At 69.2% G+C, this 24505-nt stretch carries 28 protein-coding genes and 4 tRNA genes; 17 read left to right on the top strand and 15 right to left on the bottom strand.

Annotation, left to right across the window (positions count from 1 at the left end):
• Nucleotides 1-19: 19 nt before the first annotated feature.
• The 8 genes from MRBLWO14_RS17790 to MRBLWO14_RS17755 all read left to right on the top strand — a co-directional run bounded on the left by MRBLWO14_RS17790 (nt 20) and on the right by MRBLWO14_RS17755 (nt 5617).
• Nucleotides 20-166, top strand: a complete 147-nt coding sequence (locus MRBLWO14_RS17790; RefSeq protein WP_341934383.1) for a hypothetical protein — start codon at nt 20-22, stop codon at nt 164-166.
• Nucleotides 167-382: 216 nt separating this feature from the next.
• Nucleotides 383-604, top strand: coding sequence for a hypothetical protein (locus MRBLWO14_RS17785; protein ID WP_341934382.1), 222 nt, complete (start codon nt 383-385; stop codon nt 602-604).
• A gap of 825 nt (nt 605-1429) precedes the next feature.
• Nucleotides 1430-1630 (top strand): hypothetical protein, encoded by a 201-nt coding sequence (locus tag MRBLWO14_RS17780; protein ID WP_341934381.1) that lies wholly within the window; start codon nt 1430-1432, stop codon nt 1628-1630.
• 156 nt (nt 1631-1786) lie between these two features.
• A complete protein-coding gene (locus MRBLWO14_RS17775) occupies nt 1787-2110 on the top strand; it encodes a hypothetical protein (RefSeq protein ID WP_341934380.1) in 324 nt (107 codons plus the stop codon).
• Between the two features lie 90 nt (nt 2111-2200).
• Complete coding sequence (locus MRBLWO14_RS17770; RefSeq protein WP_341934379.1) at nt 2201-2389, top strand: hypothetical protein; 189 nt, start codon at nt 2201-2203, stop codon at nt 2387-2389.
• Between the two features lie 762 nt (nt 2390-3151).
• A complete protein-coding gene (locus MRBLWO14_RS17765) occupies nt 3152-3571 on the top strand; it encodes a hypothetical protein (RefSeq protein WP_341934378.1) in 420 nt (139 codons plus the stop codon).
• 421 nt (nt 3572-3992) lie between these two features.
• Nucleotides 3993-4544: a hypothetical protein gene (locus tag MRBLWO14_RS17760; protein WP_341934377.1), complete on the top strand. Its 552-nt coding sequence runs from the start codon at nt 3993-3995 to the stop codon at nt 4542-4544.
• 23 nt (nt 4545-4567) lie between these two features.
• Nucleotides 4568-5617, top strand: a complete 1050-nt coding sequence (locus MRBLWO14_RS17755) for a 2,3-butanediol dehydrogenase (protein WP_341934376.1) — start codon at nt 4568-4570, stop codon at nt 5615-5617.
• A gap of 78 nt (nt 5618-5695) precedes the next feature.
• On the opposite strand, the gene MRBLWO14_RS17750 is transcribed toward MRBLWO14_RS17755, so the two are convergent.
• The 7 genes from MRBLWO14_RS17750 to MRBLWO14_RS17720 form a co-directional block, all read right to left on the bottom strand.
• On the bottom strand, nt 5696-6151 hold the full coding sequence (locus tag MRBLWO14_RS17750) for a BLUF domain-containing protein (protein ID WP_341934375.1): 456 nt from the start codon (nt 6149-6151) through the stop codon (nt 5696-5698).
• On the bottom strand, nt 6148-6402 hold the full coding sequence (locus tag MRBLWO14_RS17745) for a hypothetical protein (RefSeq protein WP_341934374.1): 255 nt from the start codon (nt 6400-6402) through the stop codon (nt 6148-6150). The genes MRBLWO14_RS17750 and MRBLWO14_RS17745 overlap by 4 nt, the downstream gene beginning before the upstream one ends.
• 4 nt (nt 6403-6406) lie before the next feature.
• A complete protein-coding gene (locus MRBLWO14_RS17740; protein WP_341934373.1) occupies nt 6407-6661 on the bottom strand; it encodes a hypothetical protein in 255 nt (84 codons plus the stop codon).
• A gap of 92 nt (nt 6662-6753) precedes the next feature.
• Entirely contained in the window at nt 6754-7092 is a 339-nt protein-coding gene (locus tag MRBLWO14_RS17735; protein WP_341934372.1) for an ATP-dependent DNA ligase, read from the bottom strand.
• A gap of 165 nt (nt 7093-7257) precedes the next feature.
• Nucleotides 7258-7329, bottom strand: a tRNA-Val gene (locus MRBLWO14_RS17730).
• Nucleotides 7330-7354: 25 nt separating this feature from the next.
• Nucleotides 7355-7425: transfer RNA gene (locus MRBLWO14_RS17725), tRNA-Cys, on the bottom strand.
• Nucleotides 7426-7478: 53 nt separating this feature from the next.
• Nucleotides 7479-7551, bottom strand: a tRNA-Gly gene (locus tag MRBLWO14_RS17720).
• A gap of 152 nt (nt 7552-7703) precedes the next feature.
• On the opposite strand from MRBLWO14_RS17720, the gene MRBLWO14_RS17715 reads away from it, so the two are divergent.
• Both MRBLWO14_RS17715 and MRBLWO14_RS17710 read left to right on the top strand, forming a co-directional pair.
• Nucleotides 7704-7779: transfer RNA gene (locus MRBLWO14_RS17715), tRNA-Val, on the top strand.
• Between the two features lie 146 nt (nt 7780-7925).
• On the top strand, nt 7926-8348 hold the full coding sequence (locus MRBLWO14_RS17710) for a GIY-YIG nuclease family protein (RefSeq protein WP_341934370.1): 423 nt from the start codon (nt 7926-7928) through the stop codon (nt 8346-8348).
• A gap of 50 nt (nt 8349-8398) precedes the next feature.
• Here the strand turns inward: MRBLWO14_RS17710 and MRBLWO14_RS17705 are convergent, their stop codons facing one another.
• A complete protein-coding gene (locus MRBLWO14_RS17705) occupies nt 8399-8779 on the bottom strand; it encodes an SPW repeat protein (RefSeq protein ID WP_341934369.1) in 381 nt (126 codons plus the stop codon).
• A gap of 140 nt (nt 8780-8919) precedes the next feature.
• On the opposite strand from MRBLWO14_RS17705, the gene MRBLWO14_RS17700 reads away from it, so the two are divergent.
• A complete protein-coding gene (locus tag MRBLWO14_RS17700; protein WP_341936232.1) occupies nt 8920-9366 on the top strand; it encodes a Pr6Pr family membrane protein in 447 nt (148 codons plus the stop codon).
• Here the strand turns inward: MRBLWO14_RS17700 and MRBLWO14_RS17695 are convergent.
• The 3 genes from MRBLWO14_RS17695 to zapE form a co-directional block, all read right to left on the bottom strand.
• On the bottom strand, nt 9345-9926 hold the full coding sequence (locus MRBLWO14_RS17695; RefSeq protein ID WP_341934368.1) for a type II toxin-antitoxin system PemK/MazF family toxin: 582 nt from the start codon (nt 9924-9926) through the stop codon (nt 9345-9347). The two genes, MRBLWO14_RS17700 and MRBLWO14_RS17695, sit on opposite strands and share 22 nt — an antisense overlap.
• A 19-nt stretch (nt 9927-9945) precedes the next feature.
• Complete coding sequence (locus MRBLWO14_RS17690; protein WP_341934367.1) at nt 9946-11184, bottom strand: ammonium transporter; 1239 nt, start codon at nt 11182-11184, stop codon at nt 9946-9948.
• Between the two features lie 114 nt (nt 11185-11298).
• Nucleotides 11299-12351: a cell division protein ZapE gene (zapE, locus tag MRBLWO14_RS17685; protein ID WP_341936231.1), complete on the bottom strand. Its 1053-nt coding sequence runs from the start codon at nt 12349-12351 to the stop codon at nt 11299-11301.
• Nucleotides 12352-12497: 146 nt separating this feature from the next.
• Between zapE and MRBLWO14_RS17680 the strand changes: the two genes are divergently transcribed.
• Together MRBLWO14_RS17680 and MRBLWO14_RS17675 are read left to right on the top strand one after the other, a co-directional pair.
• Complete coding sequence (locus MRBLWO14_RS17680) at nt 12498-13391, top strand: sulfurtransferase (RefSeq protein ID WP_341934366.1); 894 nt, start codon at nt 12498-12500, stop codon at nt 13389-13391.
• An 18-nt stretch (nt 13392-13409) separates the two neighbouring features.
• Nucleotides 13410-13841 (top strand): SufE family protein, encoded by a 432-nt coding sequence (locus MRBLWO14_RS17675; RefSeq protein WP_341934365.1) that lies wholly within the window; start codon nt 13410-13412, stop codon nt 13839-13841.
• Here MRBLWO14_RS17675 and MRBLWO14_RS17670 read toward each other — a convergent pair.
• Complete coding sequence (locus tag MRBLWO14_RS17670) at nt 13825-14979, bottom strand: alpha/beta fold hydrolase (protein WP_341934364.1); 1155 nt, start codon at nt 14977-14979, stop codon at nt 13825-13827. The genes MRBLWO14_RS17675 and MRBLWO14_RS17670 overlap by 17 nt on opposite strands.
• 25 nt (nt 14980-15004) lie before the next feature.
• Between MRBLWO14_RS17670 and MRBLWO14_RS17665 the strand changes: the two genes are divergently transcribed.
• From MRBLWO14_RS17665 to MRBLWO14_RS17650, 4 genes are all read left to right on the top strand, one after another.
• Nucleotides 15005-15586 carry a DUF3000 domain-containing protein gene (locus tag MRBLWO14_RS17665; RefSeq protein ID WP_341934363.1) on the top strand — a complete coding sequence of 194 codons (582 nt, stop codon included), beginning with the start codon at nt 15005-15007 and terminating at the stop codon, nt 15584-15586.
• A complete protein-coding gene (locus tag MRBLWO14_RS17660) occupies nt 15579-16772 on the top strand; it encodes an HRDC domain-containing protein (RefSeq protein WP_341934362.1) in 1194 nt (397 codons plus the stop codon). The genes MRBLWO14_RS17665 and MRBLWO14_RS17660 overlap by 8 nt, the downstream gene beginning before the upstream one ends.
• Nucleotides 16773-16846: 74 nt before the next feature.
• Nucleotides 16847-18052, top strand: coding sequence for a thiolase family protein (locus tag MRBLWO14_RS17655; protein WP_341934361.1), 1206 nt, complete (start codon nt 16847-16849; stop codon nt 18050-18052).
• Between the two features lie 6 nt (nt 18053-18058).
• Nucleotides 18059-20218: a 3-hydroxyacyl-CoA dehydrogenase NAD-binding domain-containing protein gene (locus MRBLWO14_RS17650; RefSeq protein ID WP_341934360.1), complete on the top strand. Its 2160-nt coding sequence runs from the start codon at nt 18059-18061 to the stop codon at nt 20216-20218.
• A 96-nt stretch (nt 20219-20314) separates the two neighbouring features.
• Here MRBLWO14_RS17650 and MRBLWO14_RS17645 read toward each other — a convergent pair whose 3' ends face one another.
• The 3 genes from MRBLWO14_RS17645 to MRBLWO14_RS17635 are packed head-to-tail and all read right to left on the bottom strand — an operon-like array spanning nt 20315 to nt 24499.
• The gene (locus MRBLWO14_RS17645; RefSeq protein WP_341934359.1) at nt 20315-21958 is read right to left on the bottom strand and encodes a GMC family oxidoreductase; all 1644 of its coding nucleotides are present in this window, start codon (nt 21956-21958) and stop codon (nt 20315-20317) included.
• Entirely contained in the window at nt 21955-22875 is a 921-nt protein-coding gene (locus tag MRBLWO14_RS17640) for a diacylglycerol kinase (RefSeq protein ID WP_341934358.1), read from the bottom strand. Before MRBLWO14_RS17640 ends, MRBLWO14_RS17645 begins: the two co-directional genes overlap by 4 nt.
• A gap of 1 nt (nt 22876) precedes the next feature.
• Complete coding sequence (locus tag MRBLWO14_RS17635; RefSeq protein ID WP_341934357.1) at nt 22877-24499, bottom strand: FAD-binding oxidoreductase; 1623 nt, start codon at nt 24497-24499, stop codon at nt 22877-22879.
• Nucleotides 24500-24505: the final 6 nt, after the last annotated feature.

The following is a 24505-nucleotide window of genomic DNA, read 5'->3' as shown; positions in this document are numbered from 1 at the left end:
GTTGCCGGAGTTGCGGAGCGTGATCGACCAGACGATCGTGTCGCCTGCGCGACCGGAGGATCCGCTCTGCAGGGCCCCGGACTTCGTCGTCACGATCGCCGCGGACGCCGCCACGGTGTTCGTCGTGACCGTCCCCGAGGTGCTCGTCACCGGTGTCGTGCCGTAGGCCGCGGTCGACGAGGCGACGTTGCGCACCGAGCCCGCGTTCACATCCGTCTGCCGGATCGTGTAGGTCGCGACGGCGGTGACGGTCTGGCCGGGAGCGAGGGTGCCCGCCGTGCCCGGCCACGTGTAGGTGAAGGCCGAGAGGCCCGGCAGGGTGTCCGAGACGGTCACGCCGGTGAGTGTGACGTTGCCGGTGTTGGTCGTGCGCACGGTGTAGGTGACGACGTCGCCGACGGCAGCGGTGCCCGAGACTGTCGCCGACTTCGTGGTCGTGGTCGCCGGTGCGGCCGCCGCAGTCGTCACGCGGGTCGTCGGAGACGAGCCGGTGACCGCCGCGCCCCCTGGCGTCCTGGCCGACGCGGTCGCAGTGTTGGTCACCGCGCCGGCGTCGACGTCGGCCTGCCTCACCGTGTACGTCGCGCGCCCCTGCACCGTCTGACCGGGGGCGAGCGTGCCCGCCGTGCCCGGCCAGGTGTAGGTGATGGCCGAGAGACCGGGGAGCGGGTCCGCGATGGCCACCTGCGTCAGGGTGACGTTGCCGTTGTTGGTCGCCGAGAACGAATAGGTGACGGTGCTGCCGACCCCGCCTGTGCCCGAGGTGACGGTCCCGGACTTGAGCACGGTCAGCGCACCGGTCGGCGTCACCGGCAGGGTGAAGGCCCTGGTCTGCGTGAGGCGGGCGCCGCTGGGCGGCAGCGCGGTCGCCGTCGCGGTGTTGGCGACGGAGCCGGCGTCGACATCCGATTGCTTGAGCGTGTAGGTGGCCGTGGCCGTGACCGCCTGCCCCGGTGCGAGCGTGCCCGCCGTGCCCGGCCACGTGTAGGCGAGTGCCGACAGCCCGGCCAGCGGGTCGGAGATCGCTGCCTCGGTGAGCGTCACGTTACCGCTGTTCGCGAGACGGAAGGTGTAGGTGACGACGTCGCCGGCGCGGCCCGTGCTGCCCGGTGCGAGCGCGCCGGTCTTCGTGAAGGTGACGGCGGGAGCGGATGCCGCGGTCGACACGACCGACTGACTGCTCGGCACCGTCAGCGTAGCCCCGGCGGGGGTCCGGGCGGTGCCCGTGGCCGTGTTGCGCACGGCGCCCGCGTCGACATCGGCCTGTGTGATCGTGTACGTCGCGGTGGCGGTGACCGCCTGACCGGGTGCGAGGGTGCCGGCGGTTCCCGGCCAGCTGTACGCGAGTGCGGAGAGACCGGCGAGCGGGTCGGAGATGGCGACGGACGTCAGTGTCGTGTTGCCGGTGTTGCGGGCGGTGAAGCTGTAGGTGATGGTGCTGCCGACGCCGCCGGTGCCCTGGGTGACGGAGCCGGACTTCGTCGTCGTGAGTCCCGGTGCCGAGGCGACGGTGGGGACGGTGGTCTGGGGGGACGAGCCGGACACCGTGGTGCCGTTCGGCGTCCGAGCGGAGGCGGTGGCGGTGTTGCGGACGCTTCCGGCGTCCACATCCGCCTGGGTGATGGTGTAGAAGGCGGTGGCGGTGGCGGTCTGACCGACGGGGAGGCTTCCGGCGGTCGCGGTGGGCCAGGTGATGACCGGTGGCGAGAGCCCGGGCAGCGGATCGACCAGAGAGGCGTTCGCGAGGGTGACGTTGCCGGTGTTGCGGATCGTGAACGAGTAGTTGATGCGGTCGCCCACACGCCCCGTCGATCCGCTGGCGAGCGCACCCGTCTTCGTCACGGTCACGGCACCCGCAGCCGCGATCGGGGTCACCCGGTTCGCCGAGCCGGAGGGTCGCACTCCCCCGTCGTCGTCTGCGGCGCTGACCGTGGCCGTGTTGGCGACCGATCCGGCATCCACGTCCGTCTGCTTCAGCGTGTACGTCGCCGTCGCCGTGACGGACTGTCCGGGTGTCAGCACTCCTGTCGTGCCGGGCCACGCCCCGAAGGTGATCGCGGAGAGCCCGACGAGCGGGTCGCTGATCACGATGTCGCGCAACGTGGACTGACCGGTGTTCGTGACGGTGAACGTGTAGACCACGACGTCGCCGGCGCGTCCGGTGCCGCCCGCCGCCAGAGCGCTCGTCTTCGTCAGGCTGATGGCGCTGAGCAGCACCGTGGTGCTGTCGCTGTCCTGGGCGAGGAAGTCGCCGACCACCGTTCTCGCGGTGGCCTCCGCCGTCGACACGTATCCCGTCGACGACGGTGCCGTCGCGGTGCAGGTGTACGTCGTCGACTGCAGAGGAGCGAGCGTCAGGGTGCCGAGGTTCCTCGCGCAGCCCGCCTGATCGTCGGTCACGACGATGTTCCGCAGGGTTCCTGCGCCGGTGTTCGTGATACGGATCGTGAACGTCGCGAGCTCGCCCGCCGTGCGCGACTGCGTGTCGAGGGTTCCGTCGTAGGTCTTCACCAGCTGCAGACCGGCGGTCGGCACCGAGAGCATCGCGTTGCGCAGCAGGTACGAGTCGCCGGACGTGCCGAGCCGCAGGTTCACGGTGGAATCCCCCGCCACCACGTTGGTCAGGGGCGCTGTCGCGACGTCGACGCTCTGGTTGGTGAACGCGGTCCCGGCCGTTCCCGTGTATCTCACCGAGCCGATCGCCCGCGAGATGCCGATGTTGCCGGTGGCTCCTGCCGCGTTGGGGATCTCCGTGTAGGTCGTCGATCCGCCGCGCGAGTACGAGGCCGCATCCCCCGTGATGTTCCGGTCGCCCTCGAAGAGCGTGAAACCGACGCGGGTGCCGGCGGCGACCGCCGTGAACCCGTTGAAGGCGACTGTGAGGTCGGCGTCGTTCGCACCCTGGCGAACGTGGCCCTCGTAGTAGATGATGTTGTGCGGCACCGAGGCGGGGTTGTCGGGGATGAAGGTCCCGTAGTCGTAGACGACGTTGATCGACCAGCCCGCGTAGCAGCCCGCGCCGGTCGGGGTCCAGATGTTGCCCGCCGAGATGGTGATCTCCGAGCCGGTGGTGACCGAGGCGAAAGCCGAGGTCACGTCGGCGCTGGCGGAGTAGTAGAGCGCGGTCGCCTGCGATGCGGGATCCTGCAGCATGCTCTGGGGTGCCACCTCGATGATGCCGGCGCCGCCGACCTTGAGCTGCACGGCCCTCGTCGTGTACCCCGTCGCACTTCCCGCTGGCATGGTCGCGACGCCGCGCGCCGCGGAGTACTGCGAGCAGAGGCGGCGGGTGTCGCCCGTGTACACGCCGGTGTTCGCGCTCCAGGTGAGGAAGGCCTTGACGACCGTCGCACCGGCGGGGACGGTGATCGTCGCACTGCTGGAGTTCGACGTGAAGCCCGTGACCGAGTTGTTCTGGGTCATGACGAAGTTGTCATTGACGTTCTGCGCGTTGGTGCTCGATGCGGCGTGCAGGTCGGCGCAGGTGCCGTTGGTCGTGGCCGTCGTCGCCGAACACGCGAGCACTCCGTTGCCGGCCATGATGAAGTCGCCGTTGACGTTGGCCTGGTAGTTGGGCGCGGTGCCGGAGTTCGTCCCCCACTGGACGACGGCGGCTTCCGCGGTCTGCGCGGTGCCGAGCGTGAGCCCCGCGGCGATGACCGCGATGGCGGTCGTCATCGCGACGATCGAGCGCCGCAGGCGACGCCGACCACTCCCCCTGACCACGACTACGACCCCCCTCAAGGTCCGCCGACCACCCTCCCGTGGACCGACGTGGAGAATACGTTAGGCGAATTCTCAGATGGTGACAATGGGGCCCCTGTGACCGGTGTGGCGTGTGACCCCTCTTATCCACCGCATGAACGGGCTTTTTCTCCTTTTGTCGATTTCCTCCGGGCTGAAGGTCGTAGACGCCTCGATCCTTGGTCCAACTCGCAGACGAATTCTCCAGGATCGTCACTTGTCTGACACCTGTCAGATAAAGTCGAAGGGTGGATGCACGAGCGCGACGCACGAGAGACGGCCTCCGCGCGGCAGTCCTCGCGCTCGGCGAGCGGATGCCGATCGGCGACGTCACGGTCGCTGCCGTGTGCGCCGAAGCCGGCGTGACGAGGGACACGTTCTACCGTCACTCCGAGAGCACGGTCGCACTGCTCGCCGATGCGCTCGCGGCCGAGATCGCCGAGGCGATGGAGGTGCTTCCGCGCACCGACGAGATCGGCGACGGCGAGCGAGCGCTCCTCGAGCACGTGCAGCGGCGTGCCCGCGTGTATCGCGGCGCCATGCATCCGCTCCTCGCCGCGCCCGTGCGCGACAACCTCGACCGCTCGATCCGAGCCGGACTGCTGCTGTGGGTCGAGCTCCACCCCGAGATCGTCCCCGACGTCTTCGCGCACGACGCGGCGGCGTTGGCGATCGCCGTGGCCTACGCCGCCTCCGGCACGGTCGGGGCGATCGAGGAGTGGCTGCGATCGGGAGACGACGACATCGACCGTGCCGTGAGGCTCATCCTCGCGGCGTCACCGGAGTGGTGGCTGCGCTGACGGCCACCGGAATGGAGAGAAGGATGAAGGCCGCACTGTTCCACGCCAAGGAGGACCTCCGCGTCGAGGACGTCCCCGAGCCCACCCCCGGCCCGGGGCAGGTGAAGCTGCGCAACGCGTTCGCGGGGATCTGCGGGTCCGACCTGCACGTCTACTACACCCCCGAGGCAGCCGGACTGGACTTCGACCACCCGCATCCCGTCACGGGCTCGACCCTCCCCCAGATCCTCGGCCACGAGTTCTCCGGCACCGTCGTCGAGCTCGGCGAGGGCGTGACGGACGTGGCAGTCGGAGATCGCGTGGCCGTCTGGCCGATCTACTACTGCGGAGAGTGCACGGCGTGCCGTCGCGGCATGTTCAACGCCTGCCAGAAGATCGGCTTCCACGGGCTCAGCTCGCACGGCGGCGGCATGGCGGAGTTCACCACCGTCGACGCCTCGAAGCTGCATGTGCTCCCCGAGAACGTCGACCTGCGGATGGGCGCTCTCGTCGAGCCGATGTCCGTCGCCTGGCACGCCGTGTCCCGTAGTGGTGTCGCGGAGGGCGGCAGCGCCCTGATCGCCGGCGCGGGCCCCATCGGCATCGGGGTCTGGTTCGCGCTCAAGGCGCAAGGCGTGCAGAAGGTGCTGGTCTCCGAGCCGAGTGCCGACCGCCGCGCGATCATCTCCGCTCTCGGCGCGACCGTCGTCGACCCCGTGAACGAGGACCTGGGTCAGGCGGTGGCAGAGCTCACCGGCGGCGACGGCGTGGACGTGGCGTTCGATGCAGCGGGGGCCGGCCCCGCCGTGACCTCGTCCCTCGCGAGTCTCGTGCCGGGCGGACGTGTCGTGGTGGTCGCGATCCACGAGCGTCCGATGGAGTTCCTGCCGACGCAGCTCGTGATGGCCGAGACCGAGATCTCCGGCGCGCTCGCGTACCTGCCCGAGGACTTCGACGCGGTCATCGAGGCGATGTCCCAGGGCGTGTACGACACCACCGGCTGGGTGCAGGAGGTTCCGCTCGAGGGTGTCGTCGACGCCATCCACGCGCTCCGTGGCGGCGCAGGCGCGAAGATCCTCGTCCAGGCGGACTGAACGGGTGACGCGCTGATGCGCTGATGTGCGAGCGAAGGGCCGGGCTGATCGTCCGGCCCTTCTCGTGTCTGCGGCGGCTCAGGCGTCGACGGATGCCGCACTGCGCACCCGGAACCAGAGCGTGAGCTCTGCCAGAGCGCGACGAGCGGTGTCCTCGTCGGAGTCGGCGTCGAGGTCCGCGAACGAGTCGCGATACCCCTCCGGCGCCGCGTCCTCGCCTCCTCGCAGCGCGCGATACCCCATGGTCCAGTCAGGGAAGCGCCGCTGCGACACGCGTTCCTCGAGGAGCACGCGCATGTCGTGGTGACGGGGATCCCGTCGGATGCGCTCGGCCAGCTCCCGAACGGTGTCGGCGACGCCCTCCAGCACCTGGATGAAACGCCCGCCGCGGTAGAGCAGCATGCCCGTGACATCCACCGCCGCGTTGTTGCGTCGACACTCCGTCAGCAGCTGCACGAGCGCGGTCTCGCGGAACGGCTGCGACGCGCTGCTGGTGTAGACGAGCGACAGCACGTCGGTGCCCTGTCCTGTCACGAAACCGTCCCCTGCAGATCGTCGCCGGCGAGCATGCCGTCGAGGTCGAGTCGTTCCGCGCGCGCAGCCACGGCTGCGGTCGCCTCTGCGAGAGTGGCGAAGTCTCCGAGCTGCTCGGACCGTGCGTCGAAGGCGCGGAACTCGCCGCTCGCCTGCCGATCCACGTAACCGAGGAAGTCTCCGCCACGGCTGCCCACATGGAAGCCTTCTTCGACGCACGCCCAGAAGACGTCCGAGGATGACGCGGTCATCCGTTCACCAATCCCAATCGTTGTTCGGGTACGACAGCGGCTCGTACTCGGCCGGCGAACGCTGGTCCGTCTCCACGGAGACCACCACACGGGACGTCGAATGGATGAGCACGCTCACCAGATCGTCACCATCGGAGAGATCGACGAAAGCGGGAGGCGACGCTGCCGCCGCTTCGATCTGCGACATCACGTGGACGAGATCGCGCTCGCCGCTGAGGACGAAGTCCCGGCCGTCGATCTCGACGTGCGTCAGCTTCATGTGCGCTACCTCCCCATCGTTGCTCAGCCACCGTACGACGGGAACGGCGGTTGGCGAGAGGGGCTTGCAGGATGCCGAAGCGCGGGGTAGAGCTATGACGCTTCGGCGACTTCGAGACCGCCCTGGAGCGGCGTCTCGGCCGGCTCGGGCACCAGGCGCAGCCCACCGGGGCTGTTCGCGGTGACGGCGAGGGCGTCGATCCACGCGCGATTGATCGAGGGCTGTCTGCTGCCGAAGTACTTGAAGGCGAGCGCGCTGCCGGCGTGCACCCACACAGTGATGCGGCCTCCGCCCAGACTCGACTCGTTCGCCCAGCTGAAGGCGAACGGCTCGCCCCGACGGAGCTTCGCGGTCATGACCAGCTGCAGGTGGGTGAGTGCCCGGTCTTCGATGTCGACCTTCTCGTCACCCTCGTAAATGAGACGTCCCACGATGTTGCGATCCTCGTCTGCCACGGGAACCTGTTTGACGAGGCGCGATCGAGGTGATCACTCGGTGGTGAGGACAAGCATCGCACATGTTCGACCGAGTTCAGCTATCGCCGCGACGACCGCCGGATACGAGAAAACCCCCGGCGGAAACCGGGGGTTTGTCTGTGCGCGATACTGGGATCGAACCAGTGACCTCTTCCGTGTCAGGGAAGCGCGCTACCGCTGCGCCAATCGCGCCCGTGTGGGCTATTCAGTTTCTGAGAGGTGGCGACGGGATTCGAACCCGTGTAAACGGCTTTGCAGGCCGGTGCCTAGCCGCTCGGCCACGCCACCGTGTGGATTGACCCCACGTGCTGAAGGCCCTCCGAAGAAGGCCCTTGCACTTGAGCGGATGACGAGACTCGAACTCGCGACCCCAACCTTGGCAAGGTTGTGCGCTACCAACTGCGCTACATCCGCGTTGTTCCCGGTTGTTGTCCCGGGCACTTATGAAACATTAGCCGATGATCGGCCGGTGTCCAAACCGGTGTCGATTCTCGCGCGTGTCCCTCGGAGTGGTCGTCGAGCGTCGTGAGCGTCGGGTAGTATCGGTTGACGTACCCCTCGGGTATGGGCGATTGGCGCAGTTGGTAGCGCGCTTCCTTCACACGGAAGAGGTCATCGGTTCGAGTCCGGTATCGCCCACCACACAGAAGCCCCGCGGCCCCGGCCTGCGGGGTTTCTTCCTTTCCATCGAGCCGCCCAGACGTTGTCAGCGCAATGCCGTGACCTCGTTGCTCGACGATCTCCTCTCGGTTGGGCTGAGTGTCGGGACCTGCGGTTAGTGTCGCGCTGTGCCGAAAATCACGCTCCCCGACCCGTGCCCGCTGTGCGGCCGCGTCGACGCCGTGCGCGTCGCCGGCGACCTCGCCTGCGCGTGGTGCGGGTGGCGGTTCGGCGACGCTCCGGACGCCGATCTGCCCCGGCCGATCGTCGAGGTCGTCTATTACCTGCGCTACGACCGGCGGGTGAAGATCGGCACGAGCGGTCGGCCGCGTCAGCGCCTCGCCGCGATCCGCCACGAGGAGCTGCTGGCGTTCGAGCCGGGCGGCCGAGACGTCGAGCAGGCCAGGCACCGCGAGTTCGCGTCGATCCGCGAGGGCGGCGAGTGGTTCACGTTCACGACGGAGCTCGAGCACCATGTCGCCGCACTACGCACGACCCGCGATCCATGGCAGCTGTACGCGCGATGGGTGGCCGTGGCCATGCAGAGGTGAGGGCCCACAGGAACGGACCGATCGTTCCTGTGGGCCCTCGGTCTGTGGGGTCAGGCGCGAGCGGCCTTGACCTTCGCGGGCTGCGGCTGCGAGAACAGCACCACGACGATGACAGCGACGCCGACGACGACGTGCGGGAGCCACACGTTCGGGGCCTGGTTCGCGAAGCCGAAGATCCAGGGCGAAAGGGCCAGGAAGAGGCTGGCGACGATGTCGAACACGAGGTGGACGGGCATCGGGATGAAGCCGAAGGGGCCCCATTCGTACTTCGTGAACAGGCTGTAGACGATCAGGCCAACGCCGAGCACGATCGGGATGATGACTGCGGGGCCGCCCAGGCTCGCGAAGCCGAACAGCCATGGTGCCGCGATGAGCGCCACGCCGACGACGTAGTCGAGGATTCCGTGGACCTTGGTGGGGATGAAACGCATGATTCCTCCTTGGTGGCGCCGCTTCGTGCGGCTCACTGATGGTTCGCAACCCGCCGCGAAACGGATTGGAGAGGATTCCTCGTACCCTGATCGGATGACGTCGACCCGCTCCGCTCCGCGGCCGCCGCGCACCCGCGTGGCTGTCCACAGCCCGCGGCGCCGCCGTCGCGTGCATGATCGTCGTCGGTCTCGTCTACAACCTCCTCGTGCCGGGCACGGGGTCGGCCCCCGCGTGGGTGAGCCTGATCCTGCACACGGTCCTCCCGGTTCTGCTCGTCCTGGACTGGACACTGATCGACGACCGGCCGAGCCTGCCCTGGCGACGGCTGTGGCTCGTCCTCCCCTATCCCCTGCTGTGGCTCGCCGTGGTGCTGGTGCGAGGCGTCACGGACGGCTGGGTCCCCTACGGCTTCCTGCTCCCGGAGCGCGGGCTGCCCTCGCTGCTCGCGCACGTCGTGGGGCTTCTCGCCACCCTGCTCTGCGCGGGCGCCGCGGTGTGGCTGCTCAGCCGCGTGCGGCGGTCAGGTCCGAAGAACGCTCGGGGCGGTCGTCGACGTGCGCAGGGTCACCCGACCGTCCATCCGTAGCGACGGGACAGCGCCGCAGCCACCCGTCCGTACCGCGCCCGGTCGAGCACGGCGGCCTCTCGCCGAAGACCCGTCTCGTGCACGCTGTAGAGCTGCTCGATGTCGACCCACGACTCGCGTCGCTGCGAGTCCCACTCCCCCGATCCGATCGACAGGTAGTCCCGGTCGCCGTCGTGCGCGCGACTCGTCATCCGCACGGCGTAGACCCGATCCGTCGACTGACGTCCGATCACGAGCAGAGGTCGATCCTTGCCGCGCCCGTCGTTCTCCTCGTAGGGCACCCAGGTCCAGATGATCTCGCCGGCGTCCGGCGCTCCGTCGCGGTCCGGCGCATAGCCGATGCGCAGGTCGTCGACGCGGTCGGGATCGATCCGCACTGTGGCGGCAGCGACGGCATCCGCGCCTCGCCCGGCACCGCTGACGTTCTCCGTCTCGGCGGACCTGCGGACACGCGCGACAGGGCCTCTCGGACGAGTCGTCGTCCGAGAGGCCCTGGTCGATCCGAATGCGCGGATGAGGATCTGCGAGAGTGCGTTCAGGATGCCGTTGCCGTTGCCCACACGGTCACCCTAGGGCAGCTCACGCGTCTGCGAGCGCGTAGCCCTCCTCGCCGTGGACGACCTGGTCGACGCCGGCGATCTCGTCCTCGTTGGTGACGCGGAAGCCGATCGTCTTCTGGATCGCGAAGCCGATGATGAAAGCGACGACGAATGAGTAGATCAGCACGCCGGCCGCGGCGATGACCTGCACGGCCAGCTGGCGGGCGTCGCCGCCGACGAAGAGGCCGGTGTCGGTCGCGAAGAAGCCGAGGTAGATGGTTCCGATGAGACCGCCGACGAGGTGGATGCCGACCACGTCGAGCGAGTCGTCGAAGCCGAGGCGGAACTTGAGCTCGATGGCCAGGGCGCAGACGACACCGGCGACAGCTCCGAGCAGCAGGGCCCACCCCGGCGTCAGGTTGGCGCAGGCCGGGGTGATCGCCACGAGACCGGCGACGGCTCCCGACGCCGCTCCGACGGAGGTCGGCTTGCCGTCCTTGATCTTCTCGACCAGGATCCAACCGAGGATGGCGGCTGCCGTGGCACCGAGAGTGTTGAGTCCGATGAGACCGACACCGCCCATGTCCTCCGCGAGCCACTCGGCTCCGGCGTTGAAGCCGAACCAGCCGAACCACAGCAGCGCGGCGCCGAGCAGGGTCAGCGGCACGTTGTGCGGCTTGAGGATGCCCTTCTGGAAGCCGATGCGCTTGCCGAGGACCAGCGCGAGGGCGAGTGCCGCGGCACCCGCGTTGATGTGCACGGCCGTGCCACCCGCGTAGTCGATGACGCCGATGCCGCTGTCCTCGCCGAACAGGGTGGTGCCCAGGTTCATGATCCAGCCGCCACCCCAGACCCATGCGGCGACCGGGAAGTAGCCGACGGTCGCGAACACGCCGGCGAAGATCAGCCAGCTGCCGAACTTCGCGCGGTCGGCGATGGCGCCGGAGATGAGGGCGACCGTGATGATCGCGAAGGTCGCGCCGTAGGCCACGCCGAGCAGGGCGACGTTGGAGCCCTCACCCGAGGCGAGGCTCGAGAGACCGAAGTCGGCGAAGGGGTTGCCCGCGAACGCCATCGGGTTGTCGACCGCGCTCATCGAGAAGCCGAAGAGGATCCAGAGCACCGCGACGAGACCGATGGAGCCGAAGCTCATCATCATCATGCTGACGACGCTCTTGGCCTTCACGAGGCCGCCGTAGAAGAAGGCGACGCCGGGCGTCATGAGCAGGACGAGGGCGGTCGCGGTGATCGCCCAGGAGATGTTGCCTGGAGCATCCATGAAGAACCTCACATTCGGGTGACTGAGAGCTTCAGTGTGACGAGGCCCGATTTCAGGAATGCGCGAGGTGTGTTGCAGGGACGTTACAGGAGGACCCGCTATGTGAACATCGCGTTACGTGCTGCTGCGATCCGCGTGTGTGAGGGCATTGAGTCGCGACACCGCCCTGAGGTACTTCTTGCGGTACCCGCCGCCGAGCATCTCATCGGAGAAGACGCCGTCGAGACTGACCCCCGTCGCGACGATCGGGATCTGCGCGTCGTAGACCCGGTCGACGAACGCGACGAAGCGGAGGGCCTCGGACTGGTCGGTGAGAACGCGCACGTCACGCAGACCGACGAGGTCGAGGCCGGTGATGAGTCGGATGTAGCGCGACGGGTGCACGCGGGCGAGGTGCCGGATCACGTCGTCGAAGGAGTCGTCGGATGCCGTGCCGCCGGCGGCGCCGGCCTCCACCGCGGCCGCATACTCTGCGGCGTCGCTCACGACCGCGTGGCCGTCGAGCGCACGCTGACGGAAATCCACGCCGTCGATGCGGAGCGTCTGGAAGCTGTCGGCCATCGCGTGGATCTCGCGGAGGAAGTCCTGTGCGGCGAACCGGCCTTCGCCCAGCGCATTCGGCGGGGTGTTCGACGTGGCCGCCAGACGCGTCCCGGTCGGGACCAGTTCGCCGAGAAGCCGGGTCATGACCATCGTGTCGCCCGGGTCGTCGAGCTCGAACTCGTCGATGCACAGCAGATCGGCGCCCTTGAGCAGGTCGACCGTGTTCTTGTACCCCAGCGCCCCGACGAGCGCGGTGTACTCGATGAACGACCCGAAGTACTTCCGACGCGCGGGCATCGCATGGTAGATCGACGCGAGCAGGTGAGTCTTGCCGACGCCGAAGCCGCCGTCGAGATAGACGCCCGGCTTCATCTCGGGCTCCTTCTTCGCCCGGCTGAACAGTCCACCGCGCTTGACCGGTCCGCCCCCGCGGCCTGCGAATCGGATCAGAGTCTCCTTCGCCTCCTCCTGCGACGGGTACTCGGGGTCGGCCCGGTAGCTGTCGAAGGTGGCGCCGTCGAACTGAGGCGGCGGCACGAGGCTCGCGAGCATCTCGGGGCCGGTGACGGTCGGTTCGCGGTCGATGAGGTGCACGAGGCCCGTGCGGGTGGGCGTGTCGGTCATCACGGTCCTGGATCGGGTGCTCACCTGTGTCGAAGTCTTACGAATCGGGTCCGGAGTGCACGGCGTGGATCTATCGTCGAAGTGTCGGCTCCACATTACGCCGTCACCACCCGTCCCATCGCCGCTCACCGACTGAGGAGATCCCTGTGGCCATCGAGTTCGACACGTCATCGTCCAAGTTCGCCGAGTACGCCGAGCCAGGCCGTCTCGTGACCACCGAGTGGCTCGCCGAGCACCTCGGCACGCCCGGTCTGGTCGTCGTCGAGTCCGACGAGGATGTGCTGCTCTACGAGACCGGCCACATCCCCGGCGCGGTGAAGGTCGACTGGCACACCGAGCTCAACGACCCGGTCGTGCGCGACTACGTCGACGGCGAGGGATTCGCCGCGCTGCTGAGCCGCAAGGGGATCTCGCGAGACGACACCGTCGTCATCTACGGGGACAAGAACAACTGGTGGGCTGCGTACGCGCTCTGGGTCTTCTCGCTCTTCGGCCACGAGGACGTCCGCCTGCTCGACGGGGGCCGTGATCGCTGGATCGCCGAGGGCCGTGAGATCACGCGCGAGACCCCGACCATCACGCCGACGGAGTACCCGGTCGTCGAGCGCGACGACTCCGGCATCCGCGCCTATAAGGAGGACGTCCTGGCGCACATCGGCAAGCCGTTGATCGACGTGCGCTCCCCCGAGGAGTACAGCGGGGAGCGCACCACCGCGCCCGCGTACCCCGAGGAGGGCACGCTGCGGGCTGGACACATCCCCACCGCGCAGAGCGTTCCGTGGGCGAAGGCGGTCGCCGAGGACGGCGGCTTCAAGTCCCGGGCCGAGCTCGACGCGATCTACCGCGACGGCGCCGGTTTGGACGACGGCGACGAGGTCGTGGCGTACTGCCGTATCGGCGAGCGGTCGAGCCACACCTGGTTCGTGCTGAAGCACCTGCTCGGCTTCGACGACGTCCGCAACTACGACGGATCCTGGACGGAATGGGGCAGCGCCGTGCGCGTGCCGATCGTCACTGGTTCGGAGCCCGGCACCGCCTGACGTGTGAGAATGACAGGGATGAGCACGAGCGAAGTTCCTGACGTCCTCGCCGAGATCCGCGACGGCTTCCTCGAGACCCCCGAGGCCGATCGCCTGCTACTCCTGCTGGAGTACGCCGACGAGCTGCCTGAGGTGTCGGAGGAAGTCGCGAACCACCCCGAGATGTGCGAGCGCGTCGCGGAGTGCCAGTCGCCGGTGTACATCTACGTCGAGGTGCACGACGACGTGGTGACGATGCACGCCACGGCACCGCCCGAGGCTCCGACCACACGCGGTTTCGCCAGCATCCTCGTGCAGGGGATCACCGGTCTCAGCGCCGACGAGGTCCTCGCCATCCCCGACGACTACCCCCAGTCGATCGGGCTCACGAAGGCGGTGTCACCTCTCCGGATCGGAGGGATGACCGGGATGCTCATGCGCGCGAAGAAGCAGGTCAGGCAGAAGCGCTGAATCCCTGGACACGCATCCACTCGGTGATGGCATCGCTCCACCCTGCCTGGTCGTAGTTCCAGAGCTTGGTGTGCCTGGCGCCCGAGAACGGCGGCATCGTCACGAGGTCGGGCCTGGCCTCCTGCAGTGCATGAGACGCGTCTGCGGGGACGAACCCGTCGTCGTCGCTGTGCAGGATGAGGATGGGGACCGCGAGTTCCTCCGCGCGCGCGACCATGTCGAGCCGGTCGAACGGGATCGCGTCCTCCGCACCGCTGAGTCGAGCGGTCAGCGGCACCGAGAGTGCGCTCATCGCCAGGTCCGGGATCGGCGCGCGCAGGCCGATCTCCCTGGCCTGGAAGCGCAGGACAGTGCGCCAGTCGACGACGGGCGACTCGAGGATCAGACCGGCGATGCGGTCGCGGTTGCCCGAGTTCACCGCGGCCTGCAGAGCGACGGCCCCGCCCATCGACCATCCCATCAGGATCACCCGCTCGGCGCCGTGACGGAGCGCATAGGACACCGCCGCATCCACATCCCGCCACTCCGACGCGCCGAGAGCGTAGGCACCGCTGCGGCTGCGGGGGGCCTCGCCGTCGTTGCGGTACGACACCACGAGGTTCGGGAAGCCCTCGGCGTGCAGCACCGGCACGGCCCGGAGGCACTCCGCGCGGGTGACGCCGCGGCCATGGACCTGGATCACCCAGGTCGATGACTCGGCCGGGAAGAACCATGCGGGGCACGGTCCGGCCGGTGAGCCGATCAGCACGTTCTCCCAACGCAGATGCAGCTCGCTCGGCGTGGAGTAGTACCAGCCGCTGAAACCCGCCTGGCGGTCGAGGCGCGCCCCGGGCTCGACCTTCGTCAGCAGCTTGCGGCGCACGGTCGTGGCGTCGGCGCTCAGCACCGCGCCGAGCTTGACGTATCCCTCGGTTCCCGACGTGAACAGACCGTATCGGCCGGGCAGCTCCGTGTCGGGTGTCCGCACGAGCTCGATCGTCTGCGCACCGGTGTCGACCGAGACGATCTCGGCATCGGCCGGGCGCTTCCCCGGCATGACGACGCGTCGCGCCACGCTGAGGACGAGCAGCGTCGCGGCCGCTCCCAGAGCGACCACTGCAGGGACAAGGAGCGCAACGGCGTGCCTGAGACTCTTCATCGCCTCCTGACTCTAGCCTGTCACCGTGACCGCACACCCCGATGCCGGGACGATCTTCGACGCCGCCGTGGCCGAGCTGCGCGAGACGGCGTTCCGCAGCGACATCACCGTCCGTGAGATCGCCACGCCGCAGGGCCTCGCGCCGTACGCCATCGCGCTCGCCGCAGACGTCCGCCCCGGCGACGACGGCGAATCCGTCTACGGCACCGGCCGGTTCGTCCTGCTCCACGATCCCGAGGCGCCGGGCGCCTGGGGCGGCAGCTGGAGAATAGTGATCTTCGCCCAGGCACCGCTCGAGACGGAGATCGGCACCGACCCTCTTCTCGCCGACGTGACGTGGTCGTGGCTGGTCGACGCGCTCGACTCGCGGGGAGCCGTCTCCCATTCGGCATCCGGAACGTCGACGAAGACCCTCTCGAAGGGGTTCGGCGGCCTGGCGGAGGAAGGCGACGGAGCGCAGATAGAATTGAGGGCGTCCTGGACACCCGAGGGCCCGTTCCGACCCCACGTCGAAGCATGGGCCGAACTGGTCGGAATGCTGGCGGGTCTTCCGCCGGGTTCCGAGGGCATCGCCGTGATCGGCGCTCGAAAGGCAGCACGTGACTGAATACTCCGTGATCTCCGATGTCTCGGAGTTCCACGCGGCCTGCGCCGCGCTCGCGGCGGGCGAGGGACCTGTCGCCGTCGATGTCGAGCGGGCCTCCGGCTTCCGGTACTCGCAGCGCGCCTACCTCGTTCAGGTGTTCCGTCGTGGTGCAGGCGTCTTCCTGTTCGACCCGCCGGCGCTCGGCGATTTCGCCCCGCTGCAGGCGGCGATCGGCGATGTGGAATGGGTTTTCCACGCCGCGAGCCAGGATCTCCCCTCCCTGCGAGAACTCCACCTCGAACCGCCGTCGATCTTCGACACGGAGCTGGCGGCGCGCCTGCTCGGCCACGAGCGCGTCGGACTCGCCGCCGTCGTGGAGAGCACACTCGGGATCACCCTCAAGAAGGAGCACTCGGCCGCCGACTGGTCGACCAGGCCGCTGCCCGCCGCGTGGCTCGAGTACGCCGCGCTCGACGTGCTGCATCTCATCGACGTCCGGGAAGAGCTGCAGCGTCAGCTCGACGAGCAGGGAAAGACGACGTTCGCCGACGAGGAGTTCGCCGCGACCCTGTCACGACGTCCGAAGCCGCCGCGCGAAGACCCCTGGCGCCGACTCAGCGGTCTGCATCAGGTTCGCGGCGCACGCAACCTCGCGGTGGCGAAGTCGCTCTGGCAGGCCCGCGAGGCCTACGCGCAGGAGCAGGACGTCTCCCCCGGACGCCTGGTGCCCGACCGCTCGCTGATCGCCGCGGTGCTCGCGAATCCGCAGAGCAAGCAGGCCCTCGCGGGCATCAAGGACTTCCAGGGGCGGGCGAGCCGCACGCAGCTGGACCGCTGGTGGCAGGCCATGGTCGACGGGCGCTCGACCGAGGTGCTGCCGCGTGAGCGCGTGCCGAGCGACGCCCTGCCGCCGCCCCGCGCGTGGGCGGACCGGAACCCCGAGGCCGACGCGCGCCTCAAGGCCGCGCGACCCGTCGTGGAGGCTGTGGCCGAGGAGCTCTCGATGCCCACGGAGAACCTGCTCACCCCCGACTACCTCCGCCGCATCTCCTGGGATCTGCCGGGGACGACGACGGATGCCGTCGCGGCAGCGCTCGAGAATCTCGGGGCGCGTCCGTGGCAGATTGCACAGACCGCACAGAAGATCGCCGCCGCCTTTGTAGAGGCCGGTCAATCGCCCGACGAGGCGTCCGCACCCGCTTCGTAGGTTCGACCCAACCGATTCCTCCCGGTTTCCGGCCGTTCATAGACTGAGGCCACCGCACAAAACTTGGAGGCAGAGTGGCCGAGATCTCGGACGTCTTCTTCGTCGATGGAGTGCGCACCCCCTTCGGGCGCGCCGGCGAAAAGGGCATGTACTGGAACACCCGCGCAGATGACCTCGCCGTGAAGGCGACGATCGGTTTGATGGAGCGCAACGCCGCCGTCCCCGCCGACCGCATCGACGACGTCGCGATCGCCGCGACGAGTCAGACCGGAGATCAGGGCCTCACCCTCGGCCGTTCGGTCGCGATCCTCGCCGGTCTCCCGCAGACCGTGCCCGGCCTCGCCGTCGAGCGCATGTGCGCCGGCGCCATGACGAGCGTCACCACGATGGGCGCGTCGATCGGGGTCGGCATGTACGACCTCGCGCTCGCGGGCGGCGTCGAGCACATGGGCCACCACCCGATCGGCGGCAACGCCGACCCGAACCCGCGCTTCGTCGCAGAGAAGATGGTCGACCCCGGCGCGCTCAACATGGGTGTCACGGCGGAGCGCATCTTCGACCGCTTCCCGCACCTCACCAAGGAGCGCTCCGACCGCTTCGGCATGCTGAGCCAGCACAAGGTGCAGGCGGCCTACGACGCCGGCAAGATCCAGCCCGATCTCGTGCCGGTCGCCATCAAGGACGCCGACGGCGCCTGGGGCCTCGCCACCGAGGACGAGGGCCGTCGCCCCCAGACCACGATGGAGGACCTCGCGGCCCTCAAGCCGCCGTTCCGTCCGCACGGCCGCGTCACGGCGGGAACGTCCTCGCCCCTCACCGACGGCGCGACGATGTCGCTGCTCGCCGGCGGCGGCGCCGTCAAGGAGCTCGGCCTCACCCCGAAGATGCGCATGGTGTCGTTCGCGTTCGCCGGCGTGCAGCCCGAGATCATGGGCATCGGCCCGATCCCCTCGACCGAGAAGGCGTTGAAGAAGGCCGGACTCACGATCGACGACATCGGCCTGTTCGAGCTCAACGAGGCGTTCGCGATCCAGGTCATCTCCCTGCTCGACCACTTCGACATCGCCGACGACGATCCGCGCGTGAACCAGTGGGGCGGCGCGATCGCCCTCGGCCACCCGCTCGCTGCGTCCGGAGTCCGCCTGATGATCCAGCTCGCGGCGCAGTTCGCCGAGCGCCCGGACGTGCGCTACGGCCTGACCGCCATGTGCGTCGGGCTGGGCCAGGGCGGCTCGGTCATCTGGGAGAACCCGCACTACGACGGCAAGAAGAGGAAGTAACCCCCGATGGCCACTTCGATTTCCGACCAGTACGCGAAGGTCGACTTCTCCCCCATCCAGGCGCTCACCGACGGCGAGGTGATCACCCAGTCGCCGGTTCGCGACATCCGCCTCCCCTCGGGCAAGGTGCTGGCGCTCATCACGCTCGACAACGGCCGCGACCACACGCGGCCGAACACCCTCGGCCCCGCGACCCTGACCCAGCTCGGCGAGACCCTCGACCGTCTGACCGCGCGCGCCGCGGTCGGCGAGATCCAGGCGGTCGGCATCACCGGTAAGCAGTACATCCTGGCGGCCGGTGCCGATCTGTCCGACATCAGCAAGGTCGGCTCTCGCGACAACGCCCGCCTGATCGCGCAGCTCGGCCACAAGGTCCTGGGCAAGCTCGGTGAGCTGGGCGTGCCGTCGTTCGCCTTCGTGAACGGCCTCGCCCTCGGCGGCGGTCTCGAGATCGCGTTGAACTCGACCTATCGCACGGTCGACGCGTCGGCGGCCGCGATCGCGCTGCCCGAGGTCTTCCTCGGCATCATCCCCGGCTGGGGCGGCGCCTACCTGCTGCCGAACCTCATCGGCATCGAGAACGCACTCGAGGTCGTCATCTCGAACCCTCTCAAGCAGAACCGCATGCTCAAGCCGCAGCAGGCGTTCGATCTCGGCATCGTCGACGCGATCTTCCCCGCGGCGAACTACCTCGAGAACTCGCTCGTCTGGGCCGACGCCGTGCTCGGTGGCAAGAAGGTCGAGCGCAAGAACGAACCGGGCAAGATCGAGCGGCTCACCAAGTGGCCGATCGCGATCAAGATGGCTCGCGGCATGCTCGAGTCCAAGATCGGCACGGTCCCGAAGTCGCCGTACGCGGCTCTCGATCTGCTCGACAAGGCGAAGAGCGGCTCGAAGGCGGAAGGCTTCGCGCGGGAGGACGAAGCGCTCGCCGAGCTCGTCACCGGCCATCAGTTCGCGGCATCCATGTACGCGTTCGACCTCGTGCAGAAGCGCGCGAAGCGTCCTGTCGGCGCACCCGACAAGGCGCTCGCGAAGAAGGTCGCGAAGGTCGGCATCATCGGCGCCGGGCTCATGGCCAGCCAGTTCGCCCTGCTCTTCGTGCGCAAGCTGCAGGTACCCGTCCTCATCACCGATCTCGACCAGGCGCGCGTCGACAAGGGCGTCGCCTACATCCACGAGGAGATCGGCAAGCTCGAGGCGAAGGGGCGTCTCGACTCCGACACGGCCAACAAGCTGCGCGGGCTCGTCACCGGCACCACCGACAAGAGCCTGTACGCGGACTGCGATTTCGTCATCGAGGCGGTGTTCGAGGAGGTCGGCGTCAAGCAGCAGGTGTTCGGCGAGATCGAGAAGATCATCGCCGAGGATGCGATCCTCGCGACCAACACCTCGTCGCTGTCGGTGGAGGAGATCGGCGCGAAGCTCGCACACCCGGAGCGTCTGGTCGGCTTCCACTTCTTCAACCCGGTCGCGGTGATGCCGCTGATCGAGATCGTGAAGACGCCCACGACCTCGGAGGCAGCGCTCTCGACCGCTTTCGTCGTCGCGAAAAACCTCGGCAAGAACGCGGTGCTGACCGCCGATGCTCCCGGGTTCGTCGTCAACCGCCTCCTGGCCAAGGTCATGGGCGAAGCGGCCAGGGCCGTCTACGAGGGCACGCCGCTCACCGACGTCGAGAAGGCTTTCGCGCCGCTGGGACTCCCGATGGGGCCGTTCCAGCTCATCGACCTGGTCGGTTGGAAGGTCGCCGCGCACGTGCAGGACACGATGGCGCACGCGTTCCCCGATCGCTTCTACGCGAACGAGAACTTCCACGCTCTCGCCGAACTGGACACGGTCGTCGAGAAGGACAAGGGCGGCCGCGTGACCGGCTGGACCAAGCAGGCCGAGAAGATCCTCAAGCCGGCGGTGGGCTCGAGCCCCGCGTCGGCCGCGACGATCCTTCAGCGTGTGCAGGACGGACTCGCGAGCGAGATCAAGCTCATGCTGGACGAGGGCGTCGTGCCCGAGGTCGAGGACATCGACCTGTGCCTCATCCTCGGTGCCGGCTGGCCGTTCATCGACGGCGGAGCGTCTCCGTATCTCGACCGGGAGGGAGCCTCGGAGCGCGCCTTCGGAGGATCGTTCCACTCGCCGCAGATCCGCGGCATCGAGAGCCGCTGAGTCAGCCACGAAAGCCCCACCCGACGGACGACGTCGGGTGGGGCTTTTCGTGTCGGCCGCGAACCGCAGGGCGCGCTCAGCGGGACCGAGCGCGTCTCACGTCGCGGATCGCTGCGCCGGCCGCTCGTCCACCTCTCCGACGCGTGGCCAGTAGGAGAGGGCTCGCTCCGCGAGCGCGGTGATCGTGAGCGAAGGGTTCACCCCGGGATTCGCCGGGACGGCGGCTCCGTCGACGACGTGCAGGTCGGGGTGCCCCCACACGCGATGGAACTCGTCGATCACGCCGGAGGCCGGCGACTCCGAGATGACGGCACCCCCGAGGAAGTGCGCGGTCAACGGGATGCCGAAGACCTCCGGCCAGGATCCGCGCGCCTCCGTGGTGACGCCGCTCTCCTGCTGCACGCGTCGCGCGATGGCCTCGGCCGCGCGGTGCGCCTGGGGCAGGTGGCTCGGGTTGGGCTCGCCGTGACCCTGCGCGCTGGTGAGCACGGAGCGTCCGAAGCGGCGCCGCAGCGACAGGGTGAGCGAGTTGTCCGCCGTCTGCATCACGAGCGCGATGATCCCGCGCTCGCTCCATCGGCGCAGCGAACCCAGGCGGATCTGACGCACCGGAGCGCGCAGCGCACGTCGAACGAGCAGACGGAGCCGTCGCCTGAGCGACGCGTCGCCGGGGACCATGATCGAGGCGAGGGCGCCCATGAGATTCGACCCCGGACCGTAGCGGACGTTCTCGACGTGCGTGCGCTCGTCGACATGGAACGACGTGGTGATCGCGATGCCGCGCGCGAGCTGCAGCCGCTCCGGCACGCGCGTCGCGACCGCGCCGTCGAGCGCCTCGGAGTTCGTGCGGGTCAGCCGGCCGACGGCATCCGAGACCGAGGGCAGCGCCCCGCTCGCCCTCATCCGGTGGAGGAGCTGCTGGGTGCCCCAGGTCCCGGCCGCGAGAACGACCTGACGGGCGCGGATCGTCCGTCGCCCGCGCGCGAGCCACGATCCGCTGCGCCGGGTGGTGACGGCGAAGCCTCCGCCCGCGAGTGCACGGACCTCGGTCACCGTCCGCAGCGGCTCGATGACCGCACCACGACGCTCGGCGAGCGGGAGATAGTTCTTCATCAGGGTGTTCTTCGCGCCGACACGGCATCCGACCATGCAATTGCCGCAGAGCGTGCACCCGGTACGGTCCGGGCCCTCACCGCCGAAGTACGGGTCGGCGACCCGCTCCCCCGGCTTGCCGAACCATACGCCGACCGGAGCGCGTCGGAACGTGTCGGCGACCCCGAGATCGTCCGCCGCGCCCGACATGATCCGCTCGACGGGGCCGGTGTGCGGGTACTGGTCGACCACTCCGAGCATCCGCTTCGCCGTGGCGTAGTGCGGCGCGAGTTCGGACTCCCAGTCGCGCAGGTCCCGCCACTGCCGATCGGTGAAGAACGCGCGGCCGGGTTGGTACAGCGTATTGGCGTAGTTCAGCGAACCGCCGCCCACTCCGGCTCCGGCGAGGATCATGACGTGCGGCAGTCGGTGGATGCGCTGCACGCCGAAGCATCCCAGCCGCGGTGCCCAGAGGTACCGTCGGACGTCCCAGTTGGTCTTCGCGAAGTCGTCGTCCTCGAACCTCCGCCCCGCCTCGTACACGCGGACCCGGTACCCCTTCTCGGCGAGACGGAGCGCCGCGACGGAGCCGCCGAAGCCCGACCCGACGATCACCACGTCCTCGTCGAATGCGGATGCGGTCGTCATCGCCCGTCCCCCTCGTCGTCGTTCCCGTCCGGCACCATGACCGCCAGTGCCCGCCGACGCACGGTGATCGTGCATTCGTCCTCGCCGAGTCGCTCCCCGTCGGCGTAGACGACGAGACCGGGAGCGCGGACGACGACCGATCGCACGCGGCGCTGCCTGACCTCGGTGCGTCCGAGGTGCGTTCCGCGCAGGAGAGACGGGAAGAGCCGGAGCAGTCGCAGACGACCGAGCGGTGCGACTTCGATGAGGTCGAGCATCCCGTCCGTCGGGTCGGCACCGAGGCACACCGGCATCCCGCCGCCGTAGCTCGACGTGTTCCCGACCGCGACGAGCGTGCCCGGACGCGCTTCCGTCGCACCGCCGTCGACCGCGAGCGAGAAAGGCAGGGGTCGCAGACGCACGAGCTCGATCACGAGCGCGAGGTAGTAGCGCAGGGCGCCGTGAGGCCACCGCAGCCTGTTGGTGCGCTCGCTGACCTTCGCGTCGAACCCGAGAGCCGCGATGGTCAGGAACGCCGCGCCCCTCGGTCCGGAGCGCACCTCCCCCACATCGATCGCGCGCACGACGCCGTCGAGCGCGAGGTCGGCCGCGGCGATCGGATCGTGGCGCGGCAGGTCGAGTGCCCGCGCGAGATCGTTGCCCGTCCCGGCGGGAACGAGCGCGACGGGGACGTCGGCCGCGATCAGGTCGTCGATGATCCCGGAGAGCGTGCCGTCCCCGCCGACGACGATGAGCACGTCCGGCCCGGCGGCGAGTGCGGTCCTCGCGAGCTCTCTCGCGCCGGTGGCCGTCTCCCCCGCGTACACCCGGACCTCGCTGCCACGGTCGCGCAATCGGCCGACGGCGGCGTCCGTGGCGCCGCGGCCCCTTCCCTTGCCTGCGAAAGGGTTGCTCAGTACGGCGACGTGGCTCGCCATGTCAGTCTCCCCGCTCGGCGGGGATCAGCGCCCCGGGGTTGAGGACACCGGCGGGATCGAGCTCGCGCTTGATCGCTCGGAGGATCCGCACACCCGTCGTACCGATCTCGCTCTCGAGCCACGGCGCCTGGTCCCGGCCGACGGCGTGGTGGTGACTGATCGTTCCCCCGGTCGCGACGATCACGTCGTTCACCGTCGCCTTGACTCGCGACCAGACGCCGAGCGGATCGGCGCGGATACCGGCGAGAACCGTGAAGTACAGCGAAGCGCCGGTCGGGTACACGTGCGACACGTGGCACATGACGTACGACCGCGCACCGGACTCGGCGAACCCGTCGCGCAGTGCGCTCTCGACAGCGGTCTTGAGTGCTGGGAGGTTCGACCAGGTGGTCGCCGTCTCGAGGGTCTCGCAGAACACCCCTGCGTCGAGCAGCGAGTCGCGCAGATACGGACCGTCGAAGCGCCCGGTCAGCCACTCCTCGGAGGCGCCTTCTCCCCCCGATGTCCCGCCGGCCGCCCGCAGCAGTTCGCTCACCCTCGCCCGGCGCTCGGCGATCCCGTCGCCCTCGTACACGGTGACGGCGCTCGCCCCTTTCGCGAGCGCCTTGCCGATCCGTCCGACCTGCGCGAGGCTGACGGCGGTTTCTGACTCGTCGGACAGGCGGATGACCGTGGCGCCTCCGCCGCCCTGTGCGACACGACGCAGCCCGTCGGCGCCGCTGGCGAAGTCGGGGAAGGTCCACGACTCGAACACGCGCTCGCGCGGGATCGGATGCACGCGCACGCGAACCTCGGTGATCACGCCGAAAACCCCTTCCGACCCCAGGAACACGCGGATCAGATCGGGCCCCGCGGCGGAGCCCGGCGACCTGCCGAGCGCGACGTCACCCGTCGGCGTCGCGACGCGGATGCCGGTGACCATGGCGTCGAAGCGCCCGTTGCCCGCGGAGTTCTGACCAGAGGACCGGGCCGCCGCGAACCCGCCGATCGTCGCGTAGCGGAAGCTCTGCGGGTAGTGGCCGAGCTCGTACCCGTGGACGGCGAGCTGGGCCTCGGCATCCGGCCCGGTCGTGCCCGCTGCGATGACGGCTTCTGCGCTCACCTCGTCGACGTGGACGACCCCGGAGAGGCGACGCAGGTCCAGGCTGACGACAGCGCGGTGCGCGCCGCGCTCCGGTTCCAGGGCGCCGACGACGCTGGTGCCGCCGCCGAACGGGATCACGGCGATGTCGCGGTCGACGGCCACCTGCAGGCACGCGGCGACCTCTTCGTGGGTGCGAGGGCGCACCACGCCGTCCGGCGCGGGTTGGCGGCGTTGGCGGAGGCGCAGGAGATCGGGGGTCGAGCGCCCGGAGGAGTGCCGGACTCGTGCATCATGGTCGGTCGAGACGTGGTCTGCACCGACGACCGCCGCCAGGGCCGCGACATCCGCGGGCTCCAGGGCGGAGGGCGCGAGTTCGACGTCGTCGAGGGAGACAGGGGTCTCGGGTCTGCGAATGCGTCCGAGCAACAGCGGGAGGAGCGAGCGGACGGCGAGCGGCAGGTCCCTGGCCTTCGTCGGGTCTCCCCAGCCGTTCCACCGCATTTCTGCGACCCCGGCTGCTCTGCCGCTCGCGTGACTCATGCGTTA

It is taken from the genome of Microbacterium sp. LWO14-1.2 (genome assembly GCF_038397715.1).
GTDB lineage: Bacteria > Actinomycetota > Actinomycetes > Actinomycetales > Microbacteriaceae > Microbacterium.
Note: the sequence above shows the minus strand (reverse complement) of the source record. Positions and strands in the feature narration are given on the sequence as shown.